The 18,584-nt window shown below is 74.5% G+C and carries 15 protein-coding genes and 2 pseudogenes; 8 read left to right on the top strand and 9 right to left on the bottom strand.

The genetic code is table 11. From position 1 onward, the window contains the following. Nucleotides 1-318: 318 nt before the first annotated feature. Nucleotides 319-1,767, bottom strand: coding sequence for a carboxylesterase/lipase family protein (locus tag ACIQIB_RS33880; RefSeq protein ID WP_400762715.1), 1,449 nt, complete (start codon nucleotides 1,765-1,767; stop codon nucleotides 319-321). Nucleotides 1,768-1,998: 231 nt separating this feature from the next. Here ACIQIB_RS33880 and ACIQIB_RS33875 point away from each other — a divergent pair, with 231 nt between their 5' ends. Further along, on the top strand, nucleotides 1,999-2,277 hold the full coding sequence (locus ACIQIB_RS33875; RefSeq protein ID WP_363611538.1) for a substrate-binding domain-containing protein: 279 nt from the start codon (nucleotides 1,999-2,001) through the stop codon (nucleotides 2,275-2,277). 15 nt (nucleotides 2,278-2,292) lie between these two features. Continuing rightward, a complete protein-coding gene (locus ACIQIB_RS33870) occupies nucleotides 2,293-3,063 on the top strand; it encodes a TetR/AcrR family transcriptional regulator (RefSeq protein ID WP_363611536.1) in 771 nt (256 codons plus the stop codon). Nucleotides 3,064-3,113: 50 nt separating this feature from the next. On the opposite strand, the gene ACIQIB_RS33865 is transcribed toward ACIQIB_RS33870, so the two are convergent. Together ACIQIB_RS33865 and ACIQIB_RS33860 are read right to left on the bottom strand one after the other, a co-directional pair. Beyond that, nucleotides 3,114-3,419 (bottom strand): IclR family transcriptional regulator C-terminal domain-containing protein, encoded by a 306-nt coding sequence (locus tag ACIQIB_RS33865; RefSeq protein ID WP_400762712.1) that lies wholly within the window; start codon nucleotides 3,417-3,419, stop codon nucleotides 3,114-3,116. A 58-nt stretch (nucleotides 3,420-3,477) separates the two neighbouring features. Next, a pseudogene (locus tag ACIQIB_RS33860) lies at nucleotides 3,478-3,838 on the bottom strand (amidohydrolase family protein). A 7-nt stretch (nucleotides 3,839-3,845) separates the two neighbouring features. Here ACIQIB_RS33860 and ACIQIB_RS33855 point away from each other — a divergent pair. The 3 genes and pseudogenes from ACIQIB_RS33855 to ACIQIB_RS33845 form a co-directional block, all read left to right on the top strand. Continuing rightward, a pseudogene (locus ACIQIB_RS33855) lies at nucleotides 3,846-3,989 on the top strand (PaaX family transcriptional regulator); the annotation flags it as partial. 197 nt (nucleotides 3,990-4,186) lie between these two features. Further along, the gene (locus ACIQIB_RS33850; RefSeq protein WP_400762738.1) at nucleotides 4,187-4,354 is read left to right on the top strand and encodes a PaaX family transcriptional regulator C-terminal domain-containing protein; all 168 of its coding nucleotides are present in this window, start codon (nucleotides 4,187-4,189) and stop codon (nucleotides 4,352-4,354) included. Between the two features lie 96 nt (nucleotides 4,355-4,450). Continuing rightward, nucleotides 4,451-5,848, top strand: coding sequence for an FAD-dependent oxidoreductase (locus tag ACIQIB_RS33845; RefSeq protein WP_363611530.1), 1,398 nt, complete (start codon nucleotides 4,451-4,453; stop codon nucleotides 5,846-5,848). A 153-nt stretch (nucleotides 5,849-6,001) separates the two neighbouring features. Here ACIQIB_RS33845 and ACIQIB_RS33840 read toward each other — a convergent pair whose 3' ends face one another. From ACIQIB_RS33840 to ACIQIB_RS33830, 3 genes are all read right to left on the bottom strand, one after another. After that, complete coding sequence (locus ACIQIB_RS33840; RefSeq protein WP_400762710.1) at nucleotides 6,002-6,958, bottom strand: rhomboid family intramembrane serine protease; 957 nt, start codon at nucleotides 6,956-6,958, stop codon at nucleotides 6,002-6,004. 261 nt (nucleotides 6,959-7,219) lie between these two features. Further along, on the bottom strand, nucleotides 7,220-7,906 hold the full coding sequence (locus tag ACIQIB_RS33835) for a ribonuclease H (protein ID WP_363611526.1): 687 nt from the start codon (nucleotides 7,904-7,906) through the stop codon (nucleotides 7,220-7,222). A gap of 170 nt (nucleotides 7,907-8,076) precedes the next feature. Next, nucleotides 8,077-8,940 (bottom strand): alpha/beta fold hydrolase, encoded by an 864-nt coding sequence (locus tag ACIQIB_RS33830; RefSeq protein WP_400762708.1) that lies wholly within the window; start codon nucleotides 8,938-8,940, stop codon nucleotides 8,077-8,079. Nucleotides 8,941-8,993: 53 nt separating this feature from the next. Between ACIQIB_RS33830 and ACIQIB_RS33825 the strand changes: the two genes are divergently transcribed. Next, complete coding sequence (locus tag ACIQIB_RS33825) at nucleotides 8,994-9,593, top strand: TetR/AcrR family transcriptional regulator (RefSeq protein WP_400762736.1); 600 nt, start codon at nucleotides 8,994-8,996, stop codon at nucleotides 9,591-9,593. A 266-nt stretch (nucleotides 9,594-9,859) separates the two neighbouring features. On the opposite strand, the gene ACIQIB_RS33820 is transcribed toward ACIQIB_RS33825, so the two are convergent. From ACIQIB_RS33820 to tdh, 3 genes are all read right to left on the bottom strand, one after another. Continuing rightward, entirely contained in the window at nucleotides 9,860-10,771 is a 912-nt protein-coding gene (locus tag ACIQIB_RS33820; protein WP_363611522.1) for a LysR family transcriptional regulator, read from the bottom strand. 279 nt (nucleotides 10,772-11,050) lie between these two features. Beyond that, entirely contained in the window at nucleotides 11,051-12,244 is a 1,194-nt protein-coding gene (locus tag ACIQIB_RS33815; RefSeq protein WP_363611520.1) for a glycine C-acetyltransferase, read from the bottom strand. Nucleotides 12,245-12,263: 19 nt separating this feature from the next. After that, nucleotides 12,264-13,292, bottom strand: a complete 1,029-nt coding sequence (tdh, locus tag ACIQIB_RS33810; RefSeq protein WP_400762706.1) for an L-threonine 3-dehydrogenase — start codon at nucleotides 13,290-13,292, stop codon at nucleotides 12,264-12,266. A gap of 372 nt (nucleotides 13,293-13,664) precedes the next feature. Here tdh and ACIQIB_RS33805 point away from each other — a divergent pair, with 372 nt between their 5' ends. Continuing rightward, the gene (locus ACIQIB_RS33805) at nucleotides 13,665-16,832 is read left to right on the top strand and encodes an AMP-binding protein (RefSeq protein ID WP_400762735.1); all 3,168 of its coding nucleotides are present in this window, start codon (nucleotides 13,665-13,667) and stop codon (nucleotides 16,830-16,832) included. A gap of 239 nt (nucleotides 16,833-17,071) precedes the next feature. Beyond that, on the top strand, nucleotides 17,072-18,559 hold the full coding sequence (locus ACIQIB_RS33800) for a serine hydrolase domain-containing protein (protein WP_400762704.1): 1,488 nt from the start codon (nucleotides 17,072-17,074) through the stop codon (nucleotides 18,557-18,559). Nucleotides 18,560-18,584: the final 25 nt, after the last annotated feature.

Here is an 18,584-nt window from a genome sequence, read left to right as displayed (position 1 = left end):
CTTCACAGGTCAATGCTGTTGTCATAAGCGCCCCATGGCCGAGCGGGTGACTCCCGAACCGCGGCGGCGACGGAGAAGACCGAGCCGACGCGCAGGCGCCGACGGGCCGGTGGACCGAGGCCGGGAAGACACGACCGCGCCCGCCGACGGTGTCGGCGGGCGCGGTCGCCCGTCCCGCTCCGGTTGCCTCAGGTGGGGCGGTCGACTGTGCCGGCCCCGGCCTCTCCTCGCGATCAGGGCGAGCAGCAGACCGGGCGGCCCGGGCGGGAGGCAGGTCCCGAACTCCGGGCCGCACGTAGACTCCCCCGGTTCCCCGCGTCAGAGGAGCCAGATCTCCCGGACGGCGCGCAACGGGTCGCGCTCCACCCGGGGTTCGACACCCCATCGCATGGTGGCGCGCCCGTCCCGGTACGACGGCCAGGCCGCCCCCGGGTCGAGGTCGCGGACGAAGGCGACCCAGGCGCCGTGGACGGCGTCGGCCAGCGCCTGCGGCGGGTGGGCGCCGAGGGCCGCCTCGGCTCCCTCGGCGTCCAGCAGGTCGAAGGCGAAGGGCAGGTCGATGCAGTGGTAGGCCTGCCCGGTGCGACCGGGAGCGGTGCCCGACCAGTCGAACTGGTAGAGCCAGGTGGGGCGTTCGCCCTCGGACCGGGCGTCGGCGGCCGCCAGGGCGGGGGCGCGGAACAGCCAGTCGGTGATCGCCTCGCCGCCGCCCGCTCCCGGGCGCTCGGCGAGGAAGCGCGCGGCACGGCTGTCGTCCAGTCCCAACTCGGCGAGCAGGCCGAGCAGTTCGGCCTCCGCCGGGGAAACGCCCTCCTCCGCCGGGGCCGCGAACTCGTGCGCGGTGAAGCCGAGCAGCAGCGGCACGTCCACGTCGGCCAGCGCCTCCTGCACCGGCACCAGGACCAGCTCGCCATCGGCGAAGGGCGCGAGGAGCAGCGCAGGCAGCCCGTCCCGTCCCTCACCGGGGGCGTCCAGCGCGTCCTGGAAGGCCAGCAGCTCCGCGTCGGTGGCGTCCCGCAGGGCGGCCGCCGTGGCGGGCACCCCCGTGCGGTCGGCGAACAGCTGGGTGGCGGACTCCGCGCAGGCGCGGTCCTGCGGCCGCATCACCGCGCCGGAGGCCGAGATCGCCGCGCGGAACAGCCCCCGGGCGGCCGGGGTCGCGAGCAGTGTCTGCACTGCGCCGCCGCCCGCCGACTGCCCGGCGACGGTGACCTTCGCCGGGTCGCCGCCGAAGGACGCGATGTTGTCGCGGACCCACTCCAGCGCGGCGATCCAGTCCCGCACGCCCCGGTTGTCGGGGGCGTCCGGCAGGTGCAGGAAGCCCTCGATGCCGAGCCGGTAGCCGATCGAGACCACGACCACGCCGTCCCGGTTGAAGGCCGCGCCGTCGTACCAGGGGCTGGCGGAGCAGCCGGCGACGAAGCCGCCGCCGTGGATCCAGACCAGCACCGGCAGGCCGGCGGCCGGGGCGGGATCCGGGGTGAAGACGTTGAGGTTGAGGATGGACCCGCCGGGGATGGTCGGCTCGGGGATGGTGGTGACCTCGCCGAACGGGCGGCGCTGGGCGGTCGGCCCGTAGGCGGTCGCGTCCAGCACCCCGGTCCACGGCCGGGGCGGCACGGGCGCGGCGAACCGCAGGTCGCCGACGGGCGGCTGGGCGTACGGGACGCCGAGGAAGCGGACGCTGCCGCCGGCGCGGCGCTCGCCGCGCACCGGGCCCTGGCGGGTCGGGACGACCGGGTGGTCCTGCGGTCCTGCGGTGGTCATGCGCTGCTCTTTCCGCTGGGGGTCACGGGCTCGGGGCCCCGCGTTGGGGTCACGGGCGCGGGGCCTCGTGCTCGATGTAGTGCCGGAGCCGGTTGAGCTCCTGGGGGTCAACCGTGCGGACACCATAGGTGCGATCGGCGGTGACGGGGGTGACGGAGATGCGGCCGTCCCGCAGCAGGGCGGTGGCGTCGGCGCCCGGGGCGGTCTCGGTGCTCGCAGACGCCGAGCGCGATGTCGAAGCTGTCGGATCCGCTGGGCTGCCGGAGAGCCGGCCGGGCCGTCCCGCACGACCTGCTGCTGGTCCGCGCCAGCGAGGACGCCTCCGCCGCCGACACCCACCCCCCGGTCAGCACGCTCAGCCTCCAGCCCGCCCTCGTCGCGGAGAAGGGCATCGAGCTGCTGATGGCCGCCCTGGAGAGCGGCAGCCGGGAACCGACCGGCGCGCTCGTCCCCACCCTGCTGGAGATCCGGCCCTCCTCCGTCCGGCCCTTCCTACGTCAAGGACGTTGACATAGCCTTCCCGGCATGAGCGAACGCGTAGTCCCCGAGCCCCAGCGGCGGCGCAGGCGGCCCACCAAGCAGGGTGTCGTCCTCTCCGCGCAGCTGATCGTCGACACCGCGCTCCGGCTGATCGGCCAGCACGGCGCCGAAGCGCTCACCGTACGGCGGCTCGGCGCCGCGCTCGGCGCCGACCCCAGCGCCGTCTACCGCTACTTCCGCAGCACCGACGACCTGCTGCTCGCCGTCGCCGACGAACTCATCGGCCGCGCCCGGGCCGGCTGGCAGCCCACCGGCGACTGGCGCGCCGATCTGCGCTCCCTCGGCCTGCGCATCCACTCCGCCTACCAGGCCCACCCGCAGGCCGCCCTGCTCGCCGCCCACCGCACCACCGGCCGCACCCACGAGATCGCCGCCGTCGAAACCCTCCTCGGAATCCTGCGCGCGGCGGGCTTCCCCGACCCCGAGGCCGTCCGGATCTACCACGCCTTCGTCGACCAGAGCCTCGGCTTCGCCGCCCTCGACGCCGCCGCCCTCGCCCTGCCCGTCGCCGCCCAGACAGCGGACCTCGAGGTCTGGCAGGCCTCCTACGCCCGCCTCGACGCCACCACCCACCCCCACATCGCCGCCACGGCCCACCTCCTCGCCACCGACATGCGCCGCAGCGGCTACCCCTACGCCCTCGACCTCCTCCTCGACGCCGCCGCGGCCCGCCTCCCTGCGGCGGGCACGCGGCGGAGCCGACTCGAAGCACCGGGGCCGTCCGTCAGCCAGGAGGCCCGCCGAACAGGACCCTGATCGCGTCGCCGACGCTGCCGACCGCGGCACGGAGACCGCCCTACGGCGAGTCAGGGGATCGGCGGTCCGGACCAGCGGCGGACGGTGGCGAGGTCGGCGGTGATGGCGGCGGCGGTTTCGCGCAGCGGCGGGAGGAGGATCGCGCGGGTTTCGGCGGGGGTGCCACGGCCCGCGTGGAGGGCGACGTTGACGGCGGCGACGACGTGGCCGTCGTGGACGGGGACGGCGAGCGAGCGCAGGCCTTCTTCCAGTTCCTGGTCGACCAGGGCGCGACCGTCACGGGCGGCGGAGGTGATGGTGGCGGCGAGGGCGGCGGGGTCGGTCACGGTGGCGGAGGTGGGATGATGGGTCGTCATATCGCCGATCCGGAATGCGCGTTCGGATTCGGTCAGCCCTGGTTGCGCATGGGCCTCCTCACCTCCCGTCGAGGCCGAGCAGCCGGGCCGCGTTCTCCTTGAGGATCTTCGGGCGGACCTCGTCCTTGACCGGCGGCGCGGCGAAGCCGGCGGCGACGTCGTCCACGTCCATCGGGTTGGAGTACTCGAGCCGGATGCCGCCGCCCCCCGGGCGCGCCCGCGCCGATCCCGGTCTGGCCGGTGTGGAAGACGGCGATCGCACCGGCCTCCTCGATGGCCTCGTACAGCGGGCAGGAGAGCCGGTCATTGGGGTGGAAGGCCTGGATACTGGGGTGGAACTTGAAGCCCTTCACCCCGAACTCCTCGACCAGGGGCCGGATCTGGCGCACCGGCGCCGTCAACCGGGAGTGGGACGGCACCTGGACGGTGGTCGGCTTCTCCCTCCCCGGGGCCTGGCGCCGCGAACGGCACGACCTGCGCTCCCGGCTGGTCCGGGGCGGGCTCGCCCCGCTGCAGAGCGGCCTGTGGACGGCGCCCGGCGAGGTGGACGTGGCCGCCCTGGTCGAGGGGCTCGGGCTGGAGGGCCACCTGCGGATCTTCCACGGCCGGGCCGCCGCCCCCACCGAGGCCGCCGGCCTGCCGGCCGCCTTCGACCTCGCCTCGACCGCCGTCGGCTACCGCGCCTTCCTGGCCCGCTGGGGCGGCGCCGAGCCCGGCGCGCGGCCGAGGACGACCTGGCCCGCCGGCTCCTGCTGCACACCGACTGACTGGACCTCGTCCGGGGCGATCCGCACCTGCCGGCCGGGCATCTGCCCGCCGACTGGCCGGCCGAGGCCGCCGAGCGGCTGTTCCGCGACCTGGCGCACCGCTACGAGCCGGGGGCCGAGGCGATCGCCGCCGAGATCCTGGACCGGATCGAGGTCCCGGCGGCGTGAGGCTTATGTCAACACCATTGACGTTGAAAGCGGCCCGGCGGTCTGATGACCGTATCCAGAGGCCCTGACCCTCCATGCACCGAAGGAGCCACCGCCATGGCCGACCCCGTCCGCGCCCTCCAGGACACCCAGCCCGTACCGTTCTGGCTCGACGACCCCGGCCGTCCCACGGCCGCCTCCGCCCTGGTCGGTGACGTCCGGTGCGACCTGCTGGTGGTCGGCGGCGGCTACAGCGGGCTGTGGACGGCGCTGATCGCCAAGGAACGCGACCCCTCACTCGACGTGGTGCTGATCGAGGGGCAGGAGATCGGCTGGGCCGCCTCCGGGCGCAACGGCGGGTTCTGCGAGGCCAGCCTCACCCACGGCCTCGCCAACGGGCACCAGCGCTGGCCGGGCGAACTCGCCACGCTGGAGCGGCTCGGCGCCGCCAACCTGCAGGCCATGGAGGACACCGTCAAGCGGTACGGCATCGACTGCGACTGGGAGCGCACCGGCTCACTCGTCGTCGCCACCGAGCCCTACCAGGTCGACGGCCTGCACGAGTTCGCCGAACTCGCCGCCCGCTACGGCGGCACACTCGACTTCCTCGACCGCCAGGCCGTCCGCGCCGAGATCGACTCCCCCGCCTTCCTCGGCGCCCTGTGGGACCGCGAGGGCGTGGCCATGGTCAACCCCGCCCGCCTCGCCTGGGGCCTCAAGCAGGCCTGCCTGGACCTGGGCGTCCGCATCCACGAGCACACCCGGGCCACCGCGCTGACCGACTCCCCGCGCGGGATCACCGTCCGCACCCCGTACGGCCGGGTCGGCGCCCGGCGCGTCGCCCTCGCCACCAACGCCTTCCCCTCGCTGCTGCGCCGCCACCGGCTCTACACCGTGCCGGTCTACGACTACGCGCTGATGACCGAGCCGCTCAGCGAGGAACAGCTCGCCTCCGTCGGCTGGCGCAACCGCCAGGGCTTCGCCGACAGCGCCAACCACTTCCACTACGTCCGGCTCTCCGCCGACAACCGCATCCTGTGGGGCGGGTACGACGTGGTCCACCAGTTCCGCAGCCGGGTCCGGGCGGAGCGCGACCAGCGGCCGGAGACCTTCGCGACACTCGCGGGGCACTTCTTCCAGACCTTCCCCCAGCTGGCCGACGTCCGGTTCAGCCACGCCTGGGGCGGTGCGATCGACACCTGCACCCGGTTCAGCGCCTTCTTCGACCTCTCGCACGGCGGCCGGGTCGCCTACGCCGCCGGCTTCACCGGCCTCGGCGTCGGCGCCACCCGCTTCGGCGCCGAGGTGATGCTCGATCTGCTGGCCGGCGAGCGCACCGAGCGCACCGCTCTGGAGATGGTCCGGCGCAAGCCGGTGCCCTTCCCGCCCGAGCCGGCCCGCTCGATCGGCATCGGCATCACCCAGTGGGCGCTCACCCGCGCCGACGCCGACAACGGCCGGCGCAACCTCTGGCTGCGCACCCTCGACCGCTTCGGCCTCGGCTTCGACAGCTGACAGCACGGACGTTCCTGAGCGTCGCCCGGCGGTTCCCGACCCGCCGGGCGACCGACCGTGGTTTCTCGACGCGATCTGTCGACCCCGCCCGGGAGGCGTTCGGGTCCGGCCACCGGCCGACCCCGCCCGCTGACGGACCGCCCGTACGGCCCGTCAGCCCCAGGGGGAGGCGGCGGACAGTTCGGAGGTCTTGCCGACCACCAGCAGTACCAGCACGGCGAGCACCACCAGGACCCCGGCCGTCTGCACCGCCGCCCGGCCGGTACGGGGCGCGAAGACCAGGGCGGCCCCCAGCGCGCCGCCGGCCAGCAGTCCGCCGAGGTGGCCCTGCCAGGAGGTGTAGCCGGCCGAGAGCACCAGCCAGAGCAGCGAGCCCACCAGCTGGCGTCCGCCGCCGAGTGGATCGTGGTGCATCCGCCGGGTCATCAGGAAGTACGCCCCGACCAGGCCGAAGATCGCCCCGGACGCGCCCAGCGAGGCCTGCTCGGGCGCGACCACGTACCCGAGGACGGAGCCGCCGAGAGCGGCGGTCAGGTAGAGCGCCAGGAAGCGGGTGCGGCCGAGCTGATGCTCGATCACCCGGCCGAACAGCCAGAGCGAGTACATGTTCAGCAGGATGTGCGCGATGCCGAACCGCCCCTCGGTGGCGGGCAGGTGCATGAAGGCCGAGGTGATCAGCCGGTACCACTCGCCGTGCGCGACCCCGGCCTCGTGGAAGCCGGGCGGCAGCACCCCGCCCTCGACGACGTACAGGTGGCCGTCCGGCCCCAGCACGCCCTGGCCGAGGTTCTCGAAGCGCTCGACCGCCCAGGGCCGGACCAGCTCCAGCAGGTACACCAGGACGTTCACGCCGATCAGCAGGTACGTCAGCACCGGCGTGCTGACGAGCCGTCCGCCGAAGACCGTCCGGGCCTGCCGGACGCTGCGCTGCCCCTCCCTCACGCACTCCGGGCACTGGTGGCCGATCGGCGCGTCCCGCATGCAGTCGGGGCATATGTAGCGCTCGCACCGGGTGCACCGGATGTACGACTCCCGGCGGGGATGCCGGAAACAGGTGGTGGGCGGCGTCTCGGGGGCCTGCGGCCCCTCGGCGACGGGTACGGCGTCCATGGAAAGTGGGCTCCGGGATCCTGACGGCGGGTTGCGCCGCCGCGACGTGGCGACCGCGACCCGATGGCCGCGGCTTCGCGGCGATGCAGCGAACAAGATAGCGAAACCGCGCAGGTGACGGCGGAGCAGGGGCCGTCACGATCCGCCGGCGGGCCCTCGGGCGGCGTCGGCCCGCCGGGGTACGGCGGGCTCAGGTGCTCAGGTCCCCCTACCTGCCGTCATGCCGGTGACGACGCCCCGGGTACGGCCGCTGGCCGGGGCTCAGGCCTGCGCACCCGCGCACTGCGGGTGTCCCCAGCCGGTGCCGACCTTGGTGATCGTGTCGCCCTTGGCGTAGGGGCGGGTGCACGCGCACGTCCCGGGGTATCGCGCGGACAGCGTCCTCGGAGCGCCCGAGGACGTCCTCTTCGCCGCGGGCGAGGAGGCGCGGCGCCCGCCCCGCGGCGCCGGGGCCGGAACGGGATCCGGTACCGGGAGGTCGGCAGCGGTGCCACCGGCACCCTCCTGGGTACGGGCGGCATCGCTGGCGGCCTTGTCGGCGACCGCGTTCAGCGGGTCGCCGTTCACCTGGTGGGCGGGGACATAGACGAAGGTGACGTCGCGCCCCTCCAGGAGCGCGTCGATGCGCTGGATCAGCTCGCGGTTGGCCACCGGCTTGCCGGCCGCGGTCTTCCAGCCGTTGCGCTTCCACGCCGCCAGCCACTTCGTCGCCGCGTCGCGGGTGTACGTGCTGTCGAGACGGACCTCCAGCGGCGCGGCGGGATCCGTCGCGGCCAGCAGTCGCTCCAGCGCGGTCAGCTCACCGACGTTGTTGGTGCTGTGCCCCAGCGGACCGGACTGCCAGCGCTGGGGAGCCCCGGCACTGTCCGCAACCACATAGGCCCAGGCCGCCGGGCCGGGGTTGCCCTTGGCGGCTCCGTCACAGGCTGCGATGACTCGTTCGACCATGCACCGATCATGCCAGGCCCGGCACCCGCCTCGAAAACAGGGGCCACCGACCCCGCCCGCGCACCCGAGGACCGCGGCCGAAAGCCCGATCCGGGCGGCACTGCCGCGACGGGGGCTCCCGGCCGGCCGCGGCTCATCGGCGGCGGCCCGCCGGGACCGGCCCGGTGGCACTACCGACCGGCGGTGTGGAGGATGCGGTCGGCCACCAGGTCCGGCCGGTCGGTCGGCAAGGCGTGGCCGGCGCCGGGCACGATCTCCACCCGGGCGGAGGGGACGAGCCGGCCGAGGCGGTCGGCGACCTCGCGCGCGTCGTGCATGGCGCTGCGCGCCCCGAGCAGGAACAGCGCGGGGACACGCAGGCGGCGCAGTTCCTCGTCGGAGAAGACCGGGGGCACCGGGAGTGCGCGGCGGAATCCCATCGACGCCCGCAGCAGGCTCATCAGTTCGCTCTCCAGGATGGCGCTGTTGCCGACCAGGCGGGCCAGCCGGGGGCGGAGCGGGCGCGGCGCGGCCGCGGCGAGTCCGCCGGCGATCAGCCAGGCGTAGAACCGGGGGCCGGTGCCGGCGAAGCCCGCGGGGTCCAGCAGGGTGAGGGAGGCGACCCGGCCGGGGCGGTGGATCTGGTGGTTGAGCGCCAGCCAGCCGCCGTAGGAGCAGCCGACGACCTGGGCGGCCGTCACCTCCAGTGCGGCCAGGAGTTCGTCCAGCCAGTCGGCTCCGTCCCGGCCGTCGCCGATCGGGGCGGTCTGCACGCTCGCGCCCGGCTCGCCGATCGCGTCGACGGCGATGACCGGGCGGTGCCGAGCCAGCACGTCGATGTACCGGTACCACATCAGCGCGTTTCCGCCCGAGCCGGGCAGCAGCACGATCGGCTCGCCGCTCTGCGGGCCGGCTCGGTAGACGCGGGTGGTCCCGAACGTGGTCGGAAGGTCCAGCGCCGTCCGCGGGCCGGGCCACAGGTCCGCCAGAGTCCGCTCGTAGGCGGCCCGAAATCGGTCCCTGGCCTGGTCGTTCCTGAACTGGCTGATTCGCATGATACGTGTGTATCACGACATGATACGGGTGTACCAGGGAGGTGCACATGAACGTGCGGGTCGATCACGAGGAACGCAGACGGCAGATCGCCGAGGCACTGTTGCGCATCGCCGACACCCAGGGTCTGCAGTCGGCCAGCATGCGGGCGGTCGCCGCCGAGGCCGGCGTCTCCCTGCGGCTGGTGCAGTACTACTTCGCGACCAAGGAAGGGCTGCTGCTGGACGCGCTGGACCGGCTCGGCGCCCAGATCCAGGCCCGGATGGCGCAGTGGATCGGCGCGGCGGGCTCCCCGTCCACACCGCGCGGGCTGGTGACCGCGGTCCTGTCGAGCATCCTGCCGACCGATCCGGAGAGCCGCCGGATCACCAGGACCTACGCCGCGTACTACACGCTGGTGCTCAGCGATCCCGAAGTGCTGGAGAAGCACGGGACGGCCCAGCCCGACCTGCTGGAGGGCTTCCTCGCCAAGCAGATCCGCGCCGCCCGGCAGGCCGGGGAGATCGACCCCGGCAAGGACCCCGAGATGACCGCCGCCGGACTGCTGGCCCTGGTCAACGGCCTGGGCTCAAGCGTGCTCGGCGGCCAGCGCACCGGTGACGCCGCGCTGGCGATCCTCACCCATCACCTGGACGAGCTGTTCCGATCGCCCTGAGCCGGGACAGCCGACCACCCGCCCACTGGGCCCGCCCCTTCCGGCTGTTCCTCGGCCGATGCCGTCCGGCAGCGGAACGCCGTGGTCCAGCATCCGCTCCGTCACCGCACGCCGTTCATCGCCGTCCTCCATCAGCAGGACCATGCGGGTGATCCGGTTGAAGATCGTCGGGATGTCGACGATCCCGCCCCGGCGGAGAACCCGGCCGGGCTCCGACCCGTCCCAGAGGCAGGCGCATTCCTCGATGTCAGCGAGGGTCCCGTCGTTCACCCGGTGGCCGCCGCCGCCTCGGCCAGGGCGTCCAGCACCGGACGGATCAGCGGGTGTCCGTCCGCCCCGGCCCGGACCGCGGCGAAGACCCGGCGGGTCGCGAGGGCGCTGTCCACCGGCCGCACCGCGACCTGGCCGAGGTCCACCCCGCGCAGCGCGGAGCGCGGCACCAGGGCGACACCGGCACCGGCCGACGCCAGCGCGACCACCGCGCGGAAGTCGTCCGAGGAGTGCACCAGGCGCGGCTGGAAACCCGCGTGCTCGCAGGCCAGCAGGACCACGTCGTGGCAGGGGTTGCCGGGGTAGGGGCCGATCCAGGGTTCGGCGGCGAGGTCGGCGACGGCGATCGGGCCCCGGCCGGCCGCCAGCGGGTGGGCGAGCGGCAGCACCGCCTCGAACGGTTCGGCGTACAGCGGCACGCGGGTGAGCCGGGCGTCGTCGGCGCGCGGCGCGCCCCGGTATTCGACGGCCACGGCGAGGTCGGCCCGCCCGTCGAGGACCATCGGAAGGCTGGCGTCCCCCTCGGCGTCCAGCACCTTGAGGCGGACGCCGGGCGCACGGGTCACCAGGGTGCCGATGGCGGGTGCGAGGACGAGGGCGATGCCGGTGGCGAAGGAGGCGACGGTGACCTCGCCCGCGACGCCCGCGCTGTAGGCGGCGAGGTCGGCCTCGGCGCGTTCGAGCTGGGCGAGTACGGCGTCGGCGTGACCGAGCAGGATCTCCCCGGCGGCGGTGAGCCGGACGCCCCGGCCCTCGCGGGCGAGCAGGTGGTGGCCGGTCTCCTGTTCCAGGGCGGTCAGCTGCTGGGAGACGGCGGAGGGGGTGAGGTAGAGGGCGGCCGCCGCGGCGGTCACGGTGCGGTGGTCCGCCACGGCCCGCAGGGTCCGCAGCCGTCGTGCGTCGATCACGGGCCAATTCTGCCAGTGCGGCGCGGCCCGCCCTCCCCGGAGTGGAAACCGGAGTGGAAAGTCGACAGGGCCGACTTCTCACTCCGGGGCAGGAGGGTGGGGCAGGTGGTCTGGTGTGCCGTGCGGCGGAGGCGGGCTGGTCCAGCCTCCGCCGCACGGCGGCTTGGGGCCCGTGGCGCGTCCGGTTCCGAGCGGACGGGCCACGGGCGGTCCGGTGGGGCGCACCCGGCGAGGGGCGCCCGGGCGCCAAGCCGAGCCGAGCGGAGCCGCCCCAGGGGGCTACTCCCCCAGGGCCGCCCGGGCGTCGATGAAGGCGGCGACGGCGCGCTCGACGTCCTCGGTGGAGTGGGCGGCGGACAGCTGCACCCGGATCCGGGCCTGGCCGTGCGGGACGACCGGGAACGAGAACCCGATCACGTACACGCCGCGCTCCAGCAGCAGCTCGGCGAGCCGGCCGGCCCTGGCGGCGTCGCCGATCATCACCGGGGCGATCGGGTGGTCGCCGGGCAGGATCTCGAAGCCGGCCTCGGTCATCCTGGACCGGAACAGCGCCGTGTTGGCGGCCAGCTGCTCGCGCAGCTCCGTCGAACGCTCGACCAGGTCGAGCACCTTCAGCGAGGCGGCGGCGATCACCGGGGCGAGCGAGTTCGAGAACAGGTACGGCCGCGAACGCTGGCGCAGCAGGGCGACGATCTCCCGGCGGGCGGCGACGTAGCCGCCGGAGGCGCCGCCGAGGGCCTTGCCGAGGGTGCCGGTGATGATGTCGACGCGGTCCAGCACGCCGTGCAGCTCGGGGGTGCCGCGCCCGTTGGGGCCGACGAAGCCGACGGCGTGCGAGTCGTCCACCATGACCATGGCGTCGTAGCGCTCGGCCAGGTCGCAGATCTCGCGCAGCGGGGCGACGTAGCCGTCCATCGAGAAGACGCCGTCGGTGACGATCAGCCGGCGGCGGGCGTCGGCGGTCTCCTTGAGCTGCTGTTCGAGGTCGGCCAGGTCGCGGTTGGCGTAGCGGTGGCGGCGGGCCTTGCAGAGGCGGATGCCGTCGATGATGCTCGCGTGGTTGAGCGCGTCGGAGATGACGGCGTCCCGCTCGTCGAGCAGGGTCTCGAAGACGCCGCCGTTGGCGTCGAAGCAGGAGGAGTACAGGATGGTGTCCTCCTGGCCGAGGAAGGCCGAGAGGCGGTCCTCCAGCTCCTTGTGGACGTCCTGGGTGCCGCAGATGAAGCGCACCGAGGCCATGCCGTAGCCCCAGCGGTCCAGCGCCTCCTTGGCCGCGCCGATCACCTCGGGGTGGTCGGCCAGGCCGAGGTAGTTGTTGGCGCAGAAGTTGAGCACCTCCCCGGGGCGCCCGCCGGTGGTGACGGTGACGGCGGCGCTCTGCGGGCTGCCGATCACCCGCTCGGGCTTGAAGAGGCCGGCCTCGCGGATCTCGTCGAGGGTGGCGGCCAGGTCGTCGCGCACGTTGTCGAACACGGTGTCTCCCTACAGAGTGTCAGACGGTCCAGTCGAGGATGACCTTGCCGCAGCGGCCGCCGGCGGCGTCGTCGAAGGCGGCTTCGAAGTCGGTGGCGGCGTACCGGCCGGTGATCACGGGGTTGAGGTCGAGGCCGCCCTCCAGCAGGACGGACATCGCGTACCAGGTCTCGAACATCTCGCGGCCGTAGATGCCCTTGATGGTGATCATCGAGGTGACGATCGAGGCCCAGTCCACCGGGAACTGCTCGGCGGGCAGGCCGAGCATGGCGATCTTCCCGCCGTGCGTCATGTTGGCGATCATCGACTGCATCGCCTCGGGGCGGCCGGACATCTCCAGGCCGACGTCGAAGCCCTCGCGCAGGCCGAGCTGCCGCTGGCCCTCCTCGATGGTGTGCTCGGCGACGTTCAGCGCCAGCGTGACGCCGACCTTGCGGGCGAGGTCGAGGCGGTACGGGGAGACGTCGGTGATCATCACATTGCGGGCGCCGGCGTGCTTGGCGACGGCGGCGGCCATGATGCCGATCGGGCCCGCGCCGGTGATCAGCACGTCCTCGCCGACCAGCGGGAACGTCAGCGCGGTGTGCACGGCGTTGCCGAACGGGTCGAAGATCGCGGCGACGTCGAGGTCCACCGGCACCCGGTGCACCCAGACGTTGGCGGCGGGCAGGGTGACGTACTCGGCGAACGCGCCGTCCCGGCCGACGCCCAGGCCGACGGTGTTGCGGCACAGGTGGCGGCGGCCGGCCAGGCAGTTGCGGCACTTGCCGCAGACCAGGTGGCCCTCGCCGCTGACCAGGTCGCCGACGGCGATGTCCGCGACGGCCGCGCCGACCTCGGCGACCTCGCCGACGAACTCGTGGCCGAGGACGAGCGGGGTGGTGATGGTCTGCTGCGCCCAGCCGTCCCAGTTGCGGATGTGCAGATCGGTGCCGCAGATGCCGGTGCGCAGCACCTTGATCAGCACCTCGCCGGGGCCGATGGCAGGCGTGGGTACGTCCATCAGCCAGAGCCCGGGCTCGGCCTTCTGCTTGACGAGTGCCTTCACTGCGGCGGCTCCTGACGCACGAGGGGGCGGCCTGGTGTGGGCAGGCCGGCGGGGCCCGGCGGGGTGGCTGCTCCTGCCTCCGTCGCACCGGGCATGGAGCAATCTGCCTGGTGGGAGGGGGTGCGGTCCATCGAGGAATTCTTAAGGGCCGCCACAGCTGGGCTAAACGATCGTGCCCGAGCCCGGCCCGGTGGGCGGTGCGGCGTGCCGGGCGGCACCCGTTCGGCGGAGCGCCCGACGGCGCGCCCAATGGGCGAGCGACGAGTGGGCGGCGGGCGCCCGGAACCGTCCGGGGGCGAACTTCCTTGGCCGTGAAGATCCTTGACGATGTGTAGTGAGGTGTAGCGCACGGCTTCACGGCTCCGCTACGGTCTGGACCAGTCGGCGACCCGGGAGGCCCGCGGTCGCACCGCCCCGCAGCCGGCCATCCCGGGAGTCGTCATCAACGCCCAGAGCACCGCCCGCACCGCGCACCCGCCGCTCACCCTCCCCGATCTGCTGGACCACCGGGCAGCCCGGCATCCCGAGCGGGTGGCCCTGCTGGTGCCGGGCGGCGGCTCCCTCACCTACGGGCGGTGGCGGGAGCGGGCGGTACGGACGGCACACGGGCTGGCCCGGGCCGGGGTGCGGCCGGGCGACCGGATCGCCCTGCTGTTCGCCAACCGGGAGTGGGACGGGTACGCCGTCGCGTTCCTGGCCGCCCACTACGCCGGGGCGGCGGCCCTGGTGATCCGCGAGGACCTGTCGCAGGGCGACACCGACCGGCTGGTCGCGGCCGCCGGGGCGCGCTGGGCGATATCCGGCGACTCGCCCGGGGAGGGCCGCGGCGCCGCCGCCGGGCTCGCCTCGTTCCGGCTGGACGCGCTGACGGCCGCCGGTGGTCCCGGCGGGGAGCCGCCGCACCGGCCGGCGCCCGGGGACGTCGCCCAGGTGATCGGCACCTCCGGCACGACCGGCGCGCCCAAGGGCGTGCGTGCCGCGCACGCCAGCCTCACCGCCGGGCTGGTGGCCGACCCGCGGCCGCGCCCGTACGCCCACTCCCGGTTCGCGGTGCACGCCTTTCCGATCGGGACCAACGCCGCCCAGGTGGTGCTGGTGAACGCGCTCACCGCGCAGCCGGCCACGATCTGCCTGCCCCGCTTCGACGCGGAGGAGTTCGGACGGGTGGTGGAGGAGTACCGGGCGGGCACCGTCTTCCTGGTTCCGTCGATGGCCGTGGAGCTGCTGAACTCGGGTGTCGCCGGGCGGCGCGACCTGGGCGGCGTGCTGCTGGTCAGCTGTTCTGCCGCGGCGCTGCCGGGGGCGGTGGCCGCCGGGCTGGCCGCCGCGCTGCCGAAGGCCACCCTGGTCAACACCTACACCTCCGCCGAGGCCTCGCCCGCCCAGATCTCGGCCATCGTCGACACCCGCAGGCCCGGCTCGGTGGGCCGCCCGGCCGATCCGGCCGACCTGCGCGTCCTCGGCGCCGACGGCGAGCCGGTGCCACCGGGCGGCACCGGGGAGATCTGGCTGCGCCAGCCAGGACCGCCGCGCGGGTACGTGGGCGCGGCCGAGCGGTCGGAGGCGGTCTTCCGGGACGGCTGGGTGCGGATGGGCGATCTCGGCCGGCTGGACCAGGACGGTTTCCTGTACCTGGTGGACCGGGAGAGCGACATCATCAAGTCGGGTGCGCTGAAGGTCTCCACGCTGCGGATCGAGGAGGCGCTGCACGAGCACCCGCAGGTCGCGGACGCGGCGGCGCTGGGCGTGCCGCACCCGGTGATGGGCAGTGTGCCGGTGGCCGCCGTGGTGCCGGCGGCGGGCGGGCTGGACGTGGACGCGCTGCGGCTCTTCCTGGGGGCCCGGCTGGCCCGGCCCGAGCTGCCGGTGCGGATCCTGGTGACGGACGGGCTGCCGCGCAACCCCAGCGGCAAGGTGGTGAAGCACGAGCTGCGGGCCCGGTTCACGGAGCCCGCGGCGGACGACGGCGCCGGAACCGCGCCCGCGACGGACCGGGAGGTGGCGCTGGCCGCGCTCTGGCGGCGGGTGCTGGGGCGGCCGGTGCGCGCGGTCGAGGAGGAGTTCTTCGCGCTCGGCGGCGACTCCTTCCGGGCGGTGCAGCTGGCCGCCGCGATCTCCGCCGAGTTCGGCGTGACGGCCGGCACGGCGCTGGTCTTCGAGCGGCCCTCGCTGCGGGCCCAGGCCGCCTGGCTCGGCGAGGCGGGGGCGGCCGGACCGGTGGAGCCGGTACGGGAGCACACCGAGGTGTCACCGTTCCTGCGCGCGCTGCGGGCGCAGCCCCACGAGGTGCCGCTCACCGCGCAGCAGGAGAACTTCCTGCGCTGGATGGCCGAGGCGCAGGGCCGCAACGTCGGCTCGGTGGCCGTGGTGTTCCGGGTGACGGAGGCGCTGCGGACGGATGTGCTGGCCGAGGCGCTGCGCGAGGCGGTCCGGCGGCATCCGGCGCTGCGTACCCGGTTCGTGCCGGTGCCGGACGCCGGGGAGGGCGTGGTGCGGACGGTGGTGGACGAGGAGCCGCGGGCGGACGTGCTGCTGGTGGAGGCGCCCGGGGAGAGCGACGAGCAGGTCTCGGCGCGGCTGATCGCCGAGCGGGACCGGCTGACGGACCTGGCCGAGGGGGCGATGACCCGGCTGGCGGTGGTGAGCCGGGGACCGGAGGAGCACATCGTGCTCCTCGCGGTGCACCACATCGTCGCCGACGGCTGGTCGGTGGGGGTGCTGCTGCGCGAGCTGGGTGTGCTGTACTCGGCGCTGCGGCGGGGCCGTCCGGTGCCGGCGCCCCGGCCGGGCCCGGCGTACCGCGAGCTGGTGGAGTGGTCGAACGGGCACTGGCCGGTCTCGCGGGCGTACTTCGGGCGGACGCTGGCGGGGGCGCCGGAGGCGATCGACCCGTTCCCGGGCCGTCGGGTGACCGAGACGGTGCTCAGTGACGCGCACCGGTTCACGGTGCCGGCCGACCGGGCGGAGGCGCTGCGGGCGCGGGCGGCGGAGCTGGGCGCGACCCCGTTCCTGGCGGTGGCGGCGGTGTGGAGCGGGCTGCTGGCGGCGCGCAGCGGGCAGCCGGACCTGGTGCTGATGACGCCGGTGCCGGGGCGGCCGCGGCCGGAGGCCGAGCGGGCGGTGGGGTGCTTCGTGCAGTCGCTGCTGGTGCGGGTGGACGCGAGCGGTTCCCCCGGTTTCGCCGAGCTGCTGGACCGGGTGCGGGCGGCCTCGACGGGCGCGCTGGACCACCAGCTGTACCCGTTCGCCGAGTTCAGCCCGCGGGCCCCGTTCGCCGCCTGGCTGCGGTACGAGAGCTGGAACGCGCCGGCGCAGCTGCCGGGGGTGGCGTGCGAGGAGTGGGAGCTGCCGCGCAACACGACGGTGCCGTGGCCGCTGCCCGGCGGGGACCTGCACGTGCCGGAGCTGATGGCGGCCGAGCAGCCGGACGGGAGCCTGCGGTGCTGGCTGCGGTACAACGAGTACGCGTTCCCGGCGGCGGCGATCGCGGAGCTGGCCGGGGAGTTCGAGGCGGCGCTGGCCTCGGCGGCGGGCTGCTGACCGGCGGTCCGGGCGGGGTGCGGCGGGGCCCGCCCGGGGGTGGGACAGGGGACTCTGGGGGAGAACGGCGCGGGGCGCCAGCGGGGTTGGGGCACTCGGCTGAGCGGTGGGTCCGTTCGGGCCAGCGGGTCGGCGGCCGCCGCGCGGGGCGGTCGTGGCGCGCATACGGTGGCGATCGCTCCCCCACGGCCTCGTGGAGCGCCGCTCCGGGGCCGTCCGGCCAGAGAGGCGCCTCGAACATGACGACGAAGAAACGACGGCCGCACTCCGCCGCTCCCCGCCCCGGCGGGCGGGTGACCGCCGCCGCGCTGGCCCTGACCGGGCTGCTGGCGGGTGCCGGCTGCTCCGGTGACCCGCAGGCGGCCGCCCCGGGCGGGCCGGTGGTGACGGCCGTTCCGGCGGCGGCCAGCCCGACGGCGCCGAGTCCGACGGCGGTGAGCCCGTCGGTGTCGTACCCCGCCGGCTCCCCCGGTTCCCCCGGCAGCGGTTCCCCCAGTGGCACGGGCTCTCCCGGTGCCACCGGCTCCCCCAGTGCCACGGGTTCGGCGAGCCCGTCCGGTTCAGCCAGCCCGTCCGGTTCGGCCAGCCCGTCCGGCAGCGTCGGCCCGTCCGGTTCTGCCTCCGCGTCGGGCGGCGGCGTGGTGGCGCTCACCCCCGACGTCACCGCGAAACTGGACGACGCGGTCAAGCAGGTGCTCAGCCAGGCGTCCGTGCCCGGTGTGATCGTCGGTCTCACCACCCCCGGCGGCAGCTATCAGCGGGCCTTCGGGGTCTCCGACAAGGTCGCGGGCACGCCGATGGTCACCGGGCTGAACATGCGGATCGGCAGTGTGACCAAGACGTTCACGGTGACCGGCCTGCTGCGGCTGGTGGACGCGGGCAAGGCGGGGCTGGACGACCCGGTCTCCGCGTACGTCCCGGACGTGCCGAACGGGGACGCCATCACCCTGCGGCAGCTGGCCGGGATGCGCAGCGGCCTCTTCCCGTACACCTCGGACCCGGACTTCACGCAGGCCGTGATCGGCGATCCGAACCGGGTCTTCACGCCACAGCAGTTGCTGGCGTACAGCTTCAAGCACCCGGCGAACTTCGCGCCGGGCGCGCGGTTCGAGTACTCCAACACCAATACGGTGCTGCTCGGCCTGGTGGTGGAGAAGCTCAGCGGGCAGTCGCTCGGCGACTACCTGAAGCAGCAGGTGTTCGACCCGGCCGGGCTGAACCGGACGGTGTTCCCGACGGACGCGTCGTTCCCGCAGCCGCACGCGCGCGGCTACACCAACCAGACGCCGGACGGGTCGGTCACGGACGCCACGGACTGGAACCCGTCCTGGGCGTGGGCGGCGGGGGCGGTCATCTCCGACCTGTCCGATCTGCAGGCCTGGGCGAAGGAGTTGGCCACCGGTTCGCTGCTGAGCCCGGCGACGCAGGCCGAGCGGCTGAAGTCGCTGCCGACCTCGTCGGCGGACATCGGGTACGGCCTGGGCGTGTTCTCCAACCACGGGTGGATCGGGCACAACGGCTCGCTGCCGGGGTACCAGAGCCTGACGGTGTATCTGCCGCAGGCGCAGGCCACGCTGGTGGTCCTGCTGAACACCGACATCTCGTACCAGGGCGAGGAGCCGTCGACCCTGTTCGGGCAGGCGATCACGAAGATCGTCTCACCGGGGAACGTCTACTCCTTCCCGCCGGCCACCGCCTCCAACTCGCCGTCGCCCGAGGTGGCTTGAGTCCGGTCGTGAAACTTCGGCCCGG

The organism is Kitasatospora sp. NPDC092286, from assembly GCF_044755565.1.
GTDB lineage: Bacteria > Actinomycetota > Actinomycetes > Streptomycetales > Streptomycetaceae > Kitasatospora.
The sequence above is the reverse complement of the archived record's forward strand: the minus strand, read 5'-3'. Positions and strand labels throughout refer to the sequence as shown.